The sequence below is a fragment of the Rhodanobacter sp. L36 genome (assembly GCF_009765755.1).
Classification (GTDB): Bacteria; Pseudomonadota; Gammaproteobacteria; order Xanthomonadales; family Rhodanobacteraceae; genus Rhodanobacter.
Genome location: NZ_LMUV01000007.1, coordinates 1 through 16,153, shown reverse-complemented (window position 1 = coordinate 16,153; position 16,153 = coordinate 1). Strand labels below are relative to the sequence as shown.

Sequence of the window (16,153 nt, the reverse complement as noted above, 5' to 3'; positions counted from 1 at the left end):
TCAGCGCTGCCGTCAGCGTCGTCTTGCCGTGATCCACGTGACCAATCGTGCCGACGTTGACGTGCGGCTTGGTGCGTTCGAATTTACCCTTTGCCATGACTCAAACCTCAGAGAGAACTGCGTTATTCGGAGACGGTGTGTCGCGCGAGCGTCAAAGCCTGATCAGGCTTTTTTCATAACCTGCTCGGCGATGTTATTTGGTGCTTCTGCGTAGTGATCGAATTCCATGGTGAACGTGGCACGCCCCTGGGTCTGCGAACGCAAACTGGTGGCATAGCCGAACATTTCGCCCAGCGGAACCAGACAATCGATCACCTTGCCGGATGGCGTTTCGTCCGAGCCACGGAGCAGACCGCGGCGACGACTCAAGTCGCCCATCACGTCACCCATGTAATCCTCAGGCGTCACCACTTCGATTTTCATGATGGGCTCAAGCAAAACCGGATCGGCCTTGCGAAAACCCTCCTTGAAAGCCATCGAAGCGGCGAGCTTAAATGCCATTTCGGATGAATCGACATCGTGATACGAACCGTCGACGAGGCGGACCTTGACGTCGACCACCGGATATCCCGCCAGCGGGCCACCGGTGATCGTTTCACGAATACCCTTGTCGACCGCGGGAATGAATTCCTTCGGAATCACGCCGCCGGAAATTGCATTTTCGAATTCATAGCCCTTGCCACGTTCCTGCGGCACGAGCTCGATCACCACATGGCCATACTGCCCTTTGCCACCGGACTGTTTGGCGTGCTTGTAATCCTGCGTAACCTGCTTGCGGATCGTTTCGCGATAGGCCACCTGCGGCTTGCCGACATTCGCTTCGACGCCGAACTCGCGCCGCATGCGATCAACCAGAATATCCAGATGCAACTCGCCCATGCCGGCGATGATCGTCTGGCCTGATTCTTCGTCGGTACGCACGCGGAAAGACGGATCCTCCGACGCAAGACGACCCAACGCGATACCCATCTTTTCCTGATCGGATTTGGTCTTCGGCTCGACCGCCATGGCGATGACGGGTTCCGGAAATACCATCCGTTCCAGCGTGATGATGTGGTCTTGCGAGCATAGCGTATCGCCCGTGGTGACGTCTTTCAGGCCGACAGCAGCGGCGATGTCGCCTGCGCAGACTTCCTTCAATTCCTGGCGCTCGTTCGCATGCATCTGCAGCAAGCGGCCGATACGTTCTTTCTTGCTCTTGACCGGGTTGTAGACCGCGTCGCCCGATTTCAGCACGCCCGAATAGACGCGAAAGAAGGTCAGCGAGCCGACAAACGGATCGGTCATGATCTTGAACGCCAGCGACGAGAACGGCGCCTTGTCGTCAGCCGTGCGGGTCGCTTCCTGCTCGTTCTCGTCGATGCCTTTGACTGGCGGGCGATCGGAAGGTGCGGGCAGCAGCTGCACCACCGCATCGAGCATGGCTTGCACGCCCTTGTTCTTGAAAGCAGTTCCGCAATAAACGGGAATCAGTGAAGCTGCGAGCGTACCCGCACGGATACCCGAAATGATCTCGTCCTCGGACAGCGCGCCGCCTTCGAGATACTTGTTCATCAATATTTCGGAAGTCTCCGCTGCGGACTCCACCATGAAGTTGCGCGCTTCGTCAGCAGCGTCCCGGAGTTCCGCCGGAATTTCGCGGTACTCGAACTTCATGCCCTGGGATTCCATATCCCAGTAAATCGCTTTCATCTTGATGAGATCGATCACGCCTTCGAAACCATCTTCAGCACCGATCGGCACCTGCATCGGTACCGGATGAGCGCCAAGTCGGGATTTCAACTGGCTGACGACCTTGTCAAAGTTTGCGCCGGTGCGGTCCATCTTGTTGACGAACGCCAGACGCGGCACCGAATACTTGTTGGCCTGACGCCAAACGGTTTCGGATTGCGGTTGCACACCACCGACGGCACACAGCACGAACACGGCACCATCGAGCACACGCAGCGAACGTTCGACTTCAATGGTGAAGTCCACGTGCCCCGGCGTGTCGATGATGTTGAAGCGGTGCTCGGGCATGGAATGATCCATGCCCTTCCAGAACGCCGTCGTTGCCGCCGACGTAATGGTGATACCGCGTTCCTGCTCCTGCTCCATCCAGTCCATCGTCGCTGCACCGTCATGCACTTCGCCAATCTTGTGACTGACGCCGGTGTAGAACAGGATGCGCTCCGTGGTCGTCGTCTTGCCCGCATCGATATGGGCCATGATGCCGAAATTACGGTAGCGCTCGATGGGGGTGGTGCGTGCCACGTCAATAACCTCTGATGGTGCCCTGCTGCAGCACGTCCTGAGACGTGCTTACCAGCGGTAGTGCGAGAAAGCTTTGTTGGCTTCGGCCATGCGATGCGTTTCCTCACGCTTCTTCGCTGCACCACCACGGCTTTCCGAGGCTTCAAGCAACTCCGCTGCCAGCTTGCGCGGCATCGAGGTTTCGCCGCGCTTGCGCGCTGCGTCGATGACCCAACGCATGGCCAGCGCCATACGGCGACCTGGACGCACTTCGACCGGCACCTGATAGGTGGCACCGCCGACGCGACGCGACTTCACTTCCACTGCCGGAGCAATGTTGTTCAGTGCTTTTTCAACCAGAGCTACCGAATCGGCATTCTTTTCGCCGATGTGCTGAAGCGCGCCGTAGACAATGCTTTCGGCGACCGACTTCTTGCCACTCTTCATCACCATGTTGATGAAACGGGCGATGAGCTGGCTGCCATGTTTCGGATCCGGCAGGATCAGACGGGCGGGATGTGAACCTTTACGCGACATGTTTCGAGTCCTTTACTTCTTCGGGCGCTTGGCGCCGTACTTCGAGCGCGATTGACGACGCTTGGTGACACCAGCGCAATCGAGGCTGCCGCGCACTGTGTGGTAACGCACGCCGGGCAGATCCTTGACGCGACCGCCGCGGATCAGCACCACCGAGTGCTCCTGCAGGTTATGACCTTCACCACCGATATAGCTGATGATCTCGAAGCCGTTGGTCAGGCGCACCTTGGCAACCTTGCGCAACGCCGAGTTCGGCTTTTTCGGGGTAGTCGTGTAAACGCGCGTGCAGACACCACGACGCTGCGGACTGCTCTGCAATGCAGGTGACCCGCTTTTATAGGTCTTAGGGCTGCGCGATTTGCGCACCAATTGGTTGACTGTCGTCATGCGAAGCTGTTCCTGAAAACATAAAGGCAGCCCGAACAAGCTCGGTCTGCCAAGAAGCGGGAATTTAACATGGGCAACTCACCATAGGCAAGCCAAAGCCCCGCCATCCTTGACTCGAACACGAGGTGCGTCCTTGCACCTCTTTTCGTATGTCAGCGAGCAAAGCCCTGAAAGGACTTACTCGACACCATCACTACCGACCGACGCTTCGGCGAACGAAGCTGCAGGCGTGGAGCCGGAAAGGGTTTCCAGATCCGAGGCGGAAAGACCACCTTGACGACGGCGAGCTGCGTGGTAAGCCAGACCCGTGCCTGCCGGAATAAGACGTCCGACAATAACATTTTCCTTCAGACCTCGCAAGGTATCGCGCGTGCCACGAACCGCCGCTTCGGTGAGAACGCGGGTGGTTTCCTGGAACGATGCGGCCGAAATGAACGACTCGGTCGCCAGCGAAGCCTTGGTGATACCGAGCAGCACCGACTCGTACTGCGCCGGGTGCTCGCCCTTGGCGATCGCACGATCGTTTTCTCCGTTGATGCGAACCCGCTCGACCTGTTCGCCACGCAAGTAATGGCTGTCACCCGGCTCGACGATCTCGACCTTGCGCAGCATCTGGCGAATGATCGCTTCGATATGCTTGTCGTTGATCTTCACGCCCTGCAAGCGATACACGTCCTGAATTTCCTTGACAAGATACGACGCCAGCGGCTCCACGCCCAGCAAGCGAAGGATGTCGTGCGGACTCGGCTCGCCGTCGACAACGGTTTCGCCCTTCTCCACGTGCTCGCCTTCGAACACGATGACCTGACGCCATTTCGGAATCAACTCTTCGTGCTCGTTGCCGTCGACATCCTTGATGACCAGACGCTGCTTGCCCTTGGTGTCCTTGCCGAAGCTGATGATGCCGGAGCGCTCGGCAAGGATCGCCGGCTCTTTCGGCTTGCGTGCTTCGAACAAATCGGCGACGCGCGGCAGACCACCGGTGATGTCGCGGGTCTTCGAGCTTTCCTGCGGGATACGAGCGACGACGTCGCCCACGCCTACTTCGGCGCCATTCTGGATCGACACGATCGCGCCGGCCGGCAGGAAGTACTGCGCAGCGATATCGGTGCCCGGCAGCTTGAGTTCGCGACCCTTGCTGTCTTCCAGACGCACGATCGGGCGCAGATCCTTCGCCTGCGTACCGCGACGTTTCGGATCGGTGACTACCGCCGACTCCAGGCCGGTCAGGTCATCGGTCTGGCTCTGCACGGTGACGCCATCGAGGAAGTCGATGAAGCGCACCACACCGGCCACTTCGGTGACGATCGGATGGGTATGCGGGTCCCAGCTCGCGACTGTCTGACCCGGCTTCACCGGGGCGCCGTCCTTGACCGAGATCGTGGCGCCGTAAGGCACCTTGTAGCGTTCGCGCTCGCGACCGCTCGTGTCGATGATGCTCAGTTCGCCCGAACGCGATACAGCCACCAGGTGACCCTGCTTGTGCTGTACCGATTTGAGATTGTTGAACTTCAGCGAGCCGGTGGTCTTCACCGTTACGTTGTCCACCGCCGCTGCACGCGAAGCCGCACCACCGATGTGGAACGTACGCATGGTCAGCTGGGTACCGGGCTCGCCGATCGACTGCGCAGCGACCACACCCACGGCCTCGCCCATGTTGACCAGATGACCACGGGCCAGATCGCGGCCGTAGCAAAGCTTGCACACGCCGTGTGTGGCCTGACATGTGATCGGCGAACGCACCTTGAGGATCTGCACGCCGGCCTTGTCGAGCTTCTCGACGAGTGCCTCGTTGAGCAATGTGTCACGCGTGACGATGGCTTGGTCGTCGTCGCCGGGCGCGTAGACGTCTTCGACCACCACGCGACCGAGCACGCGCTCGCGCAATGGCTCGACCACGTCGCCGCCTTCGACGATCGGCTGCATGATGACGCCGTTCTCGGTGCCGCAATCGTCCATCGTGATGACCACGTCCTGCGCCACGTCGACGAGGCGACGGGTCAGGTAACCGGAGTTCGCCGTCTTCAACGCCGTATCCGCAAGACCTTTACGGGCACCGTGGGTCGAGTTGAAGTACTGCAGGACGTTCAGGCCTTCGCGGAAGTTGGCCTTGATCGGTGTCTCGATGATCGAGCCATCCGGACGCGCCATCAAGCCACGCATGCCGGCGAGCTGACGAATCTGCGCCACCGAACCACGCGCGCCGGAGTCGGCCATGATGTACAGCGAGTTCATCGATTTCTGGTTGACCATCTTGCCTTCGGCGTTCATCACCTTCTCGGTGCCGATGCCATCGATCATGGCCTTTGCCACCAGTTCGCTGGTACGCGACCAGATGTCGACCACCTTGTTGTAGCGCTCGCCCGCCGTGACCAGACCCGACTGATACTGTTGCTGGATCTCGACCACTTCCTTTTCGGACTCTTCGAGAATTGGCTTCTTCTCGTCCGGGATCAGCATGTCGTCGATGCCGATCGAGATACCCGCACGCGTCGCGAAACGGAAGCCGGTGTACATCAGCTTGTCGGCGAAGACGACGGTTTCCTTCAGGCCCAGCAGACGATAGCTCTGGTTGATCAGGCGTGAGATCGCCTTTTTGGTCAGCTCGGTGTTGGCGAGCTCGAACGGCAGGCCTTCCGGCAGGATTTCCGCCAGCAGCGCGCGGCCCACGGTGGTCTCGACGATCTTGGTTTCACTGGTACGCGAACCGTCTTCGGCGACATTCACCAGGTGCAGGCGAACCTTGACCTTGGCGTGCAATTCAACGGCACGGTTGTCATAGGCGCGACGCACTTCGGCAATGCCGGAGAACACCATGCCGGTGCCTTTGACGTTGATCAGCTCGCGGGTCATGTAATACAGGCCCAACACGACGTCCTGCGTCGGCACGATGATCGGCTCGCCGTTGGCGGGGCTGAGGATGTTGTTGGACGACATCATCAACGCGCGCGCTTCGAGCTGCGCCTCGATCGAAAGTGGCACATGGACGGCCATTTGATCGCCGTCGAAGTCGGCATTGAATGCAGTACAGACCAGCGGATGCAGCTGGATCGCCTTGCCTTCGATCAACTTCGGCTCGAACGCCTGGATGCCGAGGCGATGCAAAGTCGGCGCACGGTTCAACAGCACCGGATGCTCGCGAATTACCTCTTCGAGGATGTCCCACACCTGTGCTTCTTCGCGCTCGACCAGCTTTTTCGCTGCCTTGATGGTGGTGGCTTCGCCACGCGCCTGCAGCTTGGCGAAGATGAAGGGCTTGAACAGCTCGAGCGCCATCTTCTTCGGCAGACCGCACTGGTGCAGACGCAGCGTCGGACCAACCACGATCACCGAACGGCCGGAGTAGTCCACGCGCTTACCGAGCAGGTTCTGACGGAACCGGCCCTGCTTGCCCTTGATCATGTCGGCGAGCGATTTCAGCGCGCGCTTGTTGGTGCCGGTGATGGCACGGCCGCGACGGCCGTTGTCCAGCAGCGCATCGACCGATTCCTGCAGCATGCGCTTCTCGTTGCGCACGATGATGTCCGGCGCATTGAGTTCGAGCAGACGCTTCAGGCGGTTGTTTCGGTTGATCACGCGACGGTACAGATCGTTCAAATCCGATGTGGCGAAACGACCACCGTCCAGCGGCACCAGCGGACGCAGATCCGGTGGTAGCACGGGTAGCACGGTCAACACCATCCACTCCGGCTTGTTGCCGGATTCGAGGAACGCCTCGATCAGCTTCACGCGCTTGGTCAGCCGCTTCAGCTTGGTCTCGGAATTGGTCGAGCCGATCTCTTCCTTCAGGCGAATCACTTCACCCGGCAGGTCGAGCGACTTCAGCAGATGGAACACCGCTTCGGCACCCATGCGCGCGTCGAACTCGTCACCGTGTTCTTCAGTCGCTTCCAGATACTGGTCTTCACTCAGCAACTGACCGCGCTCGAGCGCAGTAAGGCCTGGATCGATCACGACGAAGGCTTCGAAATACAGAATGCGCTCGATGTCACGCAGCGTCATGTCGAGCATCAGGCCGATGCGCGAAGGCAGCGACTTGAGGAACCAGATGTGCGCGGTCGGGCTGGCCAGTTCGATGTGGCCCATGCGCTCGCGACGCACCTTGGCCAGCGTCACTTCGGTGCCGCATTTCTCGCAGACGACGCCGCGATGCTTCATGCGTTTGTACTTGCCGCACAGGCACTCGTAGTCCTTCACCGGTCCGAAGATCGCGGCGCAGAACAGGCCGTCACGCTCCGGCTTGAAGGTGCGGTAGTTGATGGTTTCCGGCTTTTTCACTTCGCCGTACGACCACGAACGGATCAGCTCCGGCGAAGCCAACGCGATCTTGATCGCGTCGAAGTCCGGCGTTGCGCGTTGCTGATTGAACAGATTGAGCAAGTCTTTCATTTGAGTCTCCGGTCGGAGCAAATTCTTGGGTCGAGGTCCGCGATAAGAGCAAGTTCAGGCTTGCGGGATCCGGGATCGAAAGCCGGGCTGCTTTTGCAGATCCCGAATCCCGATCCTCGAATCCCGTCCCTCACTTGATCTCTTCCAGATCGATGTCGATGGCGAGCGAGCGGATTTCCTTCACCAACACGTTGAAGGATTCCGGCATGCCGGCGGACATTTCGTGGTTACCGTCGACGATGTTCTTGTACATCTGGTTACGGCCCTGCACGTCATCGGACTTGACCGTCAACATTTCCTGCAGGGTGTACGCCGCGCCATAAGCCTCCAACGCCCAGACTTCCATCTCGCCGAAGCGCTGGCCGCCGAACTGCGCCTTGCCGCCCAGCGGTTGCTGGGTGACGAGCGAGTACGGACCGGTGGAACGTGCGTGCATCTTGTCGTCGACCAGATGGTTGAGCTTGAGGTAATGCATGTAGCCCACGGTGACCGGACGATCGAACGCCTCGCCGGTGCGGCCGTCGTACAACATGGTCTGACCAGACTCAGGCAGATCGGCCAGGCGCAGCATCGCCTTGATCTCGCTTTCCTCCGCACCGTCGAACACCGGCGTCGCCATCGGCACGCCTTCCTGCAGGTTGGTGGCGAGGGTGAAGATTTCCTTGTCGGTCAGCGATTTCAGGTCGACATACTGCACGGCGCCGGAAACCTGACCGTTGTAGATCTGGTCGAGGAACTCGCGGATCTTGGCGACCTTCTCCTGCGCTTCGAGCATCTTCTGGATCTTCTTGCCGAGGCCTTTCGCGGCCCAGCCCAGATGGACTTCCAGAATCTGTCCGATGTTCATGCGCGACGGCACGCCCAGCGGGTTCAGCACGATATCGACCGGCACGCCGTCGGCGGAGTACGGCATGTCTTCCACCGGCACCACGTTCGACACCACGCCCTTGTTGCCGTGACGACCCGCCATCTTGTCGCCCGGCTGGATGCGGCGCTTCACGGCCAGGAACACCTTGACCATCTTGAGCACGCCCGGTGCGAGGTCATCGCCCTGAGTGATCTTGCCCTGCTTTTCCTTGAATCGCTTGTCGAACTCCTCGCGATGGCGCTTGACCTGATCGGCCGCGCGCTCGAGGAATTCGGTAACTTCCTCGTCCTTCAAGTTGACCTTGAACCAGTCGTCTTTCTTCAGGCTATCGAGGTAAGCGTCGGTGATCTCAGCACCACGCTTCAGGCCACCCGGGCCGCTCATCGCGGACTTGCCGACCAGCTGCGTGCGCATGCGGCTGTAGATCGCGCCTTCGAGGATACGGAACTGATCGTCCAGATCCTTGCGGACCCGCTTGACCTCGGTTTCCTCGATCTGCTTGGCGCGCTTGTCCTTCTCGATGCCGTCGCGGGTGAACACCTGCACGTCGATGACGGTGCCGTCCATGCCCGGCGGCACGCGCAGCGAACTGTCCTTCACGTCGGAGGCTTTCTCGCCGAAGATCGCGCGCAGGAGTTTCTCTTCCGGCGTGAGCTGGCTTTCGCCCTTCGGTGTGACCTTGCCGACCATGATGTCGCCGGCCTTCACCTCGGCACCAATGTAGACGATGCCCGACTCGTCCAGACGTGCGAGCGCCTGCTCGCCTACGTTCGGGATGTCGGCGGTGATTTCCTCGGCGCCCAGCTTGGTGTCACGCGCGATGCAGGACAGCTCCTCGATGTGGATCGACGTGTAGCGGTCTTCCTGCACGACGCGCTCGGAGAGCAGGATCGAGTCTTCGAAGTTGTAGCCGTTCCACGGCATGAAGGCGATCAGCATGTTCTGGCCGAGCGCGAGCTCGCCCAGATCGGTCGACGAACCGTCGGCCAGCGTGTCGCCCTTCGCCACCACGTCACCCACGTTCACCAGCGGACGTTGGTTGAGGTTGGTGTTCTGGTTGGAACGGGTGTACTTGGTCAACGTGTAGATATCGACGCCGGCGTCGTTGTCGCCGACTTCTTCCTCGTTCACGCGCACCACGATACGGGCCGCATCGACTTGGTCGATCACGCCGCCGCGCTTGGCGGAAACGATGACGCCCGAGTCACGCGCCACGGCGCGCTCGATGCCCGTACCCACCAGCGGCGTCTGCGAACGCAGTGTCGGAACGGCCTGACGCTGCATGTTCGCGCCCATCAGCGCGCGGTTCGCATCGTCGTGCTCGAGGAACGGCACCAGCGCCGCAGCGACCGACACGGTCTGCATCGGCGAGACGTCCATGTAGTCGACTTCGGCCGCCGGACGCAGCTCGGATTCACCACGGAAACGGCAGGACACGAAGTCCTCCACGAAACCGCCGTTCTTGTCGAGCGGCGAGTTCGCCTGCGCGATGACGTGATCGCCTTCCTCGATCGCCGACAGGTAATCGACCTTGTCGGTGACCTTGCTGTTCGCGACCTTGCGGTACGGCGTCTCAAGGAAGCCGTACGAGTTGGTGCGCGCATACACGGCGAGCGAATTGATCAGGCCGATGTTCGGGCCTTCCGGCGTTTCGATGGTGCAGACGCGGCCGTAATGGGTCGGATGCACGTCGCGTACTTCGAAGCCGGCGCGTTCGCGGGTCAGGCCGCCTGGCCCGAGCGCGGACACGCGACGCTTGTGTGTCACTTCCGACAGCGGATTGTTCTGGTCCATGAACTGCGACAGCTGCGACGAACCGAAGAATTCCTTCACCGCCGCCGCGACCGGCTTGGCGTTGATAAGGTCCTGCGGAGTCAGGCCATCGGCTTCGGCCAGGCTCAGGCGTTCGCGCACTGCGCGCTCCACGCGCACCAGGCCGATGCGGAAGGTGTTCTCCGCCATTTCGCCGACCGAACGCACGCGACGGTTGCCGAGGTGATCGATGTCATCGACGGTGCCATGACCGTTCTTGATGTCGATCAGCACCTTCAACACGTCGAGGATGTCGGACGTCTGACCTTGTTCCTTGACCAGATTCTGCGAGGCTTCTTCCTTGCGCTCGCTGAAATACTTGTGGTCGTACAGCACGCCCGGACCGAGGATTTCCTTGCGGCCCACGCGACGGTTGAACTTCATCCGGCCCACGCCCGACAGGTCGTAGCGATCGAAAGTGAAGAACAGATTGAAGAACAGGTTCTGCGCTGCATCCTTGGTCGGCGGCTCGCCCGGACGCATCATGCGGTAGATTTCCACCAGCGCCTCGAGCGGCGTCTTGGTGTTGTCGATGCGCAGGGTGTGCGAAATGTATGCGCCGCGGTCAAGGTCGTTGACGTACAGCGTCGGCACGATTTCGATACCGGCCTTGCGGAAGTTCTCCAGCTGCTCGGCAGTAATCTCGTCGTTGGCCGAAGCCAGCAACTCGCCGGTCTTGCTGTCGACGATGTCGGTGGCCACGATGCGGCCGACCGGATAGTCGTCCGGCACTTCCAGCGCAGTGATGTTCTCGGCCGCAAGCTGGCGCACGTGGCGCGCAGTGATGCGCTTGCCGGCTTCTACCAGCACCGTGCCGCCGATCGCAAGGTCGAAGCTCAGCGTTTCGCCGCGCAGGCGTTCGGCCACCAGCTCCAGCGTTGTGCCGCCCTTCTTGCCGAGGTGGAACACGTTGTGCTCGAAAAAGATGCCCAGCATCTCCTCGTTGTTGTAGCCGAGCGCGCGCAACAGCACCGTCACCGGCAATTTGCGGCGACGGTCGATGCGGGTGAACAGTGCGTCCTTCGGGTCGAACTCGAAGTCCAGCCAAGAGCCGCGGTAGGGAATCACGCGCGCCGAGAACAGCAGCTTGCCCGAGCTGTGCGTCTTGCCGCGGTCGTGATCGAAGAACACGCCCGGCGAACGATGCAACTGCGAGACGATCACGCGCTCGGTGCCGTTGATGATGAAGGTGCCGGTCTCGGTCATGAGCGGAATTTCGCCCATGTAGACCTCCTGCTCCTTGATGTACTTGACAACCTTTTTCGACGCCGGGCTGTCCTTGTCATAGATGACCAGACGCACGGTGGTGCGCAGCGGCGCACCGTAGGTCATGCCGCGGTTGCGGCATTCGCGTTCATCGAACGCCGGCTCGCCGAGGCGATAGTCGACGTATTCCAGAGCCGCATTGCCCGAATAGCTGGAAATCGGGAACACCGATTTCAGCGCGGCATGCAAACCCTTTTCGCCGCGCTGCTTGGGCGCGACATGCTCCTGCAGAAACTCCCGGTAGGAATCAGTCTGGATGGTCAGCAGGTTCGGCACGCCCAGTACGGGCGGACGCTTGCCAAAATCCTTGCGGATACGTTTCTTCTCGGTAAACGAGTAGGCCATGATCGGTAGCGCCTCGGTTCGCAGTGACGCCGGTGGTGCACACACCGGCTGATTTGTAAGAACTGTGGATGCATTCGCCGACCGGACGACGGTGAATTGTCGGACGGTGCGTCAAAAGGCATGAATCAAAGATCGTGGAGCGATGTCGTCGATCTTTCAGTGCTGACTTCTGATGGGTCTTGCCGTTTTCTTGTTTTGGACGTCTTGCCGTCTGTTTCGATGCCACGAATCCGCCGGACTTGTCTTCAACAGGCAAAGCCCGGGAGCTTTCGCCCCCAGGCTTGCTTGACGTCAAGTCGAAGCGTTGGCGTGCAAACGCCGATTACTTCAATTCGACGGTGGCGCCGGCAGCTTCGAGATCCTTCTTGAACTTCTCGGCGTCTTCCTTCGACACGGCTTCCTTCAGGACGCCACCGGCCTCGGTGAGGTCCTTGGCTTCCTTCAGGCCCAGGCCGGTGATCGCGCGGACAGCCTTGATCACGTCGACTTTCTTGGCACCGGCGGTCTTCAGGATGACGTCGAACTCGGTCTGCGCTTCGGCAGCTGGAGCAGCGGACGCAGCAGGACCGGCAGCGGCCACAGGGGCAGCGGCAGACACGCCAAACTTCTCTTCGATGGCCTTCACCAGGTCCATCACTTCCATGAGCGACTTCGCGGCAACGGCTTCAACGATCTGTTCGTTGGACAGGGACATTTTATTTACCTCTGGAAATGGATTCGGTTTGTTGAGACGTCGAACTTAGGCGGGCTCGGCTTCGGCCGGGGCTTCGGCGACAACTTCGTCACCACCCTGCTTGTCGGCCACAGCCTTGACGGCGCGGGCAAACATCGCGGCAGGTTCGGCCAGCACACGGGCCAGCATCGACAACGCCTGTTCGCGGGTCGGCAGCAATGCCAGCACGTCAACATGCGACGCCGGCAGCAACTTGCCTTCCACCGAGACGAGTTTCGCCTTCAGCTTGTCGTTGCTCTTGGCAAATTCCTTGATCAGGCGACCGGCTGCGCCGGGTTCCTCGGTCGAAAACGCGTAAAGCAGCGGACCGACGAGAGCGTCCTTGACGACCTCGAACTCGGTACCGGCTACAGCACGCGAAGCGAGCGTGTTCTTGACGACTCTCAAGTACACGCCGGTCTCACGGGCTTTCTTGCGCATCGCGGTCATCTGTTCGACCGTGGTGCCCGCATATTCGGCTGCGATCAGGGAGTGAGCCTTCGAGGCCACTTCTGCCAGTTCGGCGACCACTACTTGCTTCTGAGACAGATTTAGAGCCATTGCACTCCTCCAAATGAACTCCGCTCACGGCTCCTGCCGCTTGCGGTCCTGGGCGACGCCGTCCTTGACGTCGGGGGACACTAAATGTCCCCGGGTGTCGGCCTTTCCAGAACAGATCGAACATTCCAGATTGGGCAGCACCATCTGCGCAGGCCGGATTCGCTAGAAATCCGATTAAGCGATCCCGCTGGCGGCGACGGCGATTCCCTGCCGTGTACGAGCTCCCTGCCCGTCGTCGTCGCGCGCTGATCGCGCCTGCGGTCTTTGACGGCCGTTCCACTTCAGGTGAAGCGGGACTGCCCTCAAAAACTTGCCGCGCCGGCATTTCGCCGGCGCGGGACTTTATTCTTTACTTGGCCGCGAGCGTCAGCGACGCGGTATCGACGGCAACGCCGACGCCCATCGTGCTGGACAGGGCAACCTTCTGCAGGAACACGCCCTTGGCAGTCGACGGCTTCGCCTTGACCACGTCGGCGATCAACGTGTTGAGGTTGTCGGCGAGCTGCGCGGCATCGAAACCGGCCTTGCCGATGGTGGCGTGGATGATGCCCGCCTTGTCGTTGCGGAACTTCACCTGGCCGGCCTTGGCATTCTTGACCGCGGTGGCGACGTCGGCAGTGACCGAGCCGTCCTTCGGGTTCGGCATCAGACCACGCGGGCCCAGCACCTGACCGAGCTTGCCGACCACGCGCATCGCGTCCGGCGTTGCGATGACGCGACCGAAGTCGAGCTCACCCGCCTGCATGCGCTCGGCCAGATCTTCCATACCGACAGCGTCGGCACCGGCAGCCTTGGCAGCTTCGGCCTTCTCGCCCGGCGGGCAGAACACGGCGACCTTGACGGTTTTGCCGGTGCCGTGAGGCAGCAGCGACGAACCACGCACGCCCTGGTCGGACTTCTTGGCATCAATGCCAAGACGCACGGCCACGTCAACGGATTCTGCGAACTTCGCCTTGGCGTTGTCCTTGATGATCTTCAGGGCCTCTTCGAGGCCGTAGGTCTTGCCCGGCTGCACTGCAGACTGAGCGGATTTCATGCGCTTCGTGAGCTTCGTCATGTCTTAACCCTCCACCACAAGGCCCATGCTGCGGGCGCTACCGGCAATGGTGCGCACCGCGGCGTCGAGATCGGCAGCCGTCAGATCCGGCTCCTTCTGCTTCGCAACGTCTTCCAGCTGCTTGCGGGTGACCTTGCCGACCTTGTCGGTATTCGGCTTGGGCGAACCCTTGGCCACGCCGGTGATCTTCTTGAGCAGGATCGTGGCGGGCGGGGTTTTGGTGATGAAGGTGAAGCTGCGATCCGAATACGCGGTGATGATCACCGGAATCGGCAGGCCCGGCTCGAGCTTCTGCGTGGCAGCATTGAACGCCTTGCAGAATTCCATGATGTTCAGGCCGCGCTGACCGAGGGCGGGACCCACCGGTGGCGACGGGTTGGCCTGGCCGGCTTTGACCTGCAGCTTGATGTAACCGACGACTTTCTTTGCCATTGGGATTTTCCTCGCGAGTGCAGGCGCCTTGCGGCTCCTCGCTGTTTACCGGTCCATGGATGGAGGGAGGATCCGCCTCTGCGGACCCGAAACACGGGCACGCCGGATCAGAAAGACCCCGGCGTGAACCGCGCAGTATAGAGATTTATCGACCCATCAGCAAGCCCCATGCCAAGCGGCGTTGCTTCGGTTGGCTTAGGCCTTTTCGACCTGTCCGAATTCCAGCTCGACCGGTGTCGAACGACCGAAGATCAGCACCGCGACACGCAGGCGGCTCTTCTCGTAGTTGACTTCCTCGACCACGCCGTTGAAATCGTTGAACGGACCTTCGGTGACGCGCACCATTTCGCCCGGCTCGAACAGCACCTTGGGCTTGGGTTTCTCCACGCCTTCGCGGACACGGCTGAGGATGGCTTCGGCCTCGCTGTCCTTGATCGGCAGCGGACGATCGGCGGTGCCGCCGATAAAGCCCATCACCTTGGGCGTTTCCTTGATCAGATGCCAGCACTCGTCGTCGATGCGCGGCCCCTTGCCTTCGGTGTTCGTCTCGATCTGCACCAGCACGTAACCCGGGAAGAACTTGCGCTCGCTGCGGCGCTTTTGCCCGCCGCGCATTTCAATCACTTCCTCGGTCGGCACCAGCACTTCGCCGAACCTTTCATCCATCTCGGCGCGCTTGATGCGTTCGTCCAGCGAACGCTTGACCTGATTCTCGAAACCCGAATAGGCGTGCACCACGTACCAACGCTTGCTCATGCTCACTACCTCAGGAACCCAGCTTCAGGAGCCAGTCGAGAATGACTGACTTCAGGATCAGGTCGATCGCTCCCAGCAACAGCGACAACAGGACCACCACCGCAATGATGATGCCAGTGGTCTTGATCGTTTCATCCTTGGTGGGCCACACCACCTTGCGCATTTCGAACTGCGACTCGGTGATGAAATTGCGTACCCGGCGACCCACCGCGGTAAACGCGGCGATGCCCAGCGCTATTACCAGCGCAGCAAGCACGCCAAGCAGGCGCACCGATGAAGAAATATTGCCGTCCCTGCCGAACCACGAATAGGCAAAGATGCCGGCGGCCAGCACCAGCAGGGCCAGTACCAGCTTGCCGACGTCAGCCGCGTTCGTGCCCTTGGGCTGTTCTGCCTTGGTATTCATGCACAGTGATCAGGTGTCAGCAGCATGTCGCACCTCGCGGCCGACCTTGCCATTGCCACCCGTCATCGATCCTCGGGAGTTGGCACGCCAGGAGGGACTTGAACCCCCAACCTGCGGTTTTGGAGACCGCTGCTCTGCCAATTGAGCTACTGGCGTACATGGCTTGAACTTGAAACACGACGGCGAGCGGCTTCAATCCGCTCGCCGTCGTGACCTTTATTTTAGCCATCCTCCATGATGGCAAGGATCAAACCGGCATCCATGCCGGACTATTCATGAGAGCTTGTTACTTGATGACCTTGGCCACGACGCCGGCGCCGACGGTGCGGCCGCCTTCGCGAATGGCGAAACGCAGGCCTTCGTCCATCGCGATCGGGTGAATCAGGCTCACCA

Annotated in this window: 12 protein-coding genes, 1 tRNA gene and 1 pseudogene; all 14 read right to left on the bottom strand. The window is 60.6% G+C overall.

The features are described from left to right. The coding region (locus GSQ73_RS09580; RefSeq protein WP_038054197.1) for a GTP-binding protein at positions 1 to 97 on the bottom strand (97 nt) is incomplete at its 3' end. A 65-nt stretch (positions 98 to 162) separates the two neighbouring features. Further along, a complete protein-coding gene (gene fusA / locus GSQ73_RS09575) occupies positions 163 to 2,253 on the bottom strand; it encodes an elongation factor G (RefSeq protein WP_158883447.1) in 2,091 nt (696 codons plus the stop codon). A 48-nt stretch (positions 2,254 to 2,301) separates the two neighbouring features. Beyond that, positions 2,302 to 2,769 carry a 30S ribosomal protein S7 gene (rpsG, locus tag GSQ73_RS09570; RefSeq protein WP_158883445.1) on the bottom strand — a complete coding sequence of 156 codons (468 nt, stop codon included), beginning with the start codon at positions 2,767 to 2,769 and terminating at the stop codon, positions 2,302 to 2,304. Positions 2,770 to 2,781: 12 nt separating this feature from the next. Next, positions 2,782 to 3,156: a 30S ribosomal protein S12 gene (gene rpsL / locus GSQ73_RS09565; RefSeq protein WP_056386848.1), complete on the bottom strand. Its 375-nt coding sequence runs from the start codon at positions 3,154 to 3,156 to the stop codon at positions 2,782 to 2,784. 177 nt (positions 3,157 to 3,333) lie between these two features. Beyond that, positions 3,334 to 7,545: a DNA-directed RNA polymerase subunit beta' gene (gene rpoC / locus GSQ73_RS09560; protein WP_158883443.1), complete on the bottom strand. Its 4,212-nt coding sequence runs from the start codon at positions 7,543 to 7,545 to the stop codon at positions 3,334 to 3,336. A gap of 130 nt (positions 7,546 to 7,675) precedes the next feature. Next, positions 7,676 to 11,836, bottom strand: coding sequence for a DNA-directed RNA polymerase subunit beta (gene rpoB, locus GSQ73_RS09555; protein ID WP_158883441.1), 4,161 nt, complete (start codon positions 11,834 to 11,836; stop codon positions 7,676 to 7,678). 322 nt (positions 11,837 to 12,158) lie between these two features. Continuing rightward, complete coding sequence (gene rplL / locus GSQ73_RS09550; protein WP_158883439.1) at positions 12,159 to 12,530, bottom strand: 50S ribosomal protein L7/L12; 372 nt, start codon at positions 12,528 to 12,530, stop codon at positions 12,159 to 12,161. 45 nt (positions 12,531 to 12,575) lie between these two features. Continuing rightward, positions 12,576 to 13,109 carry a 50S ribosomal protein L10 gene (rplJ, locus tag GSQ73_RS09545; RefSeq protein ID WP_158883437.1) on the bottom strand — a complete coding sequence of 178 codons (534 nt, stop codon included), beginning with the start codon at positions 13,107 to 13,109 and terminating at the stop codon, positions 12,576 to 12,578. A 349-nt stretch (positions 13,110 to 13,458) separates the two neighbouring features. Continuing rightward, a complete protein-coding gene (rplA, locus tag GSQ73_RS09540; protein WP_158883435.1) occupies positions 13,459 to 14,166 on the bottom strand; it encodes a 50S ribosomal protein L1 in 708 nt (235 codons plus the stop codon). A gap of 3 nt (positions 14,167 to 14,169) precedes the next feature. Further along, on the bottom strand, positions 14,170 to 14,598 hold the full coding sequence (gene rplK, locus GSQ73_RS09535) for a 50S ribosomal protein L11 (protein WP_140656415.1): 429 nt from the start codon (positions 14,596 to 14,598) through the stop codon (positions 14,170 to 14,172). A 195-nt stretch (positions 14,599 to 14,793) separates the two neighbouring features. Next, positions 14,794 to 15,354 (bottom strand): transcription termination/antitermination protein NusG, encoded by a 561-nt coding sequence (gene nusG, locus GSQ73_RS09530; protein WP_158883433.1) that lies wholly within the window; start codon positions 15,352 to 15,354, stop codon positions 14,794 to 14,796. Between the two features lie 10 nt (positions 15,355 to 15,364). Next, positions 15,365 to 15,760, bottom strand: coding sequence for a preprotein translocase subunit SecE (secE, locus tag GSQ73_RS09525; protein ID WP_158883431.1), 396 nt, complete (start codon positions 15,758 to 15,760; stop codon positions 15,365 to 15,367). An 80-nt stretch (positions 15,761 to 15,840) separates the two neighbouring features. After that, positions 15,841 to 15,916, bottom strand: a tRNA-Trp gene (locus GSQ73_RS09520). A gap of 130 nt (positions 15,917 to 16,046) precedes the next feature. Beyond that, positions 16,047 to 16,153 (bottom strand): annotated as a pseudogene (locus GSQ73_RS09515) (elongation factor Tu); the annotation flags it as partial.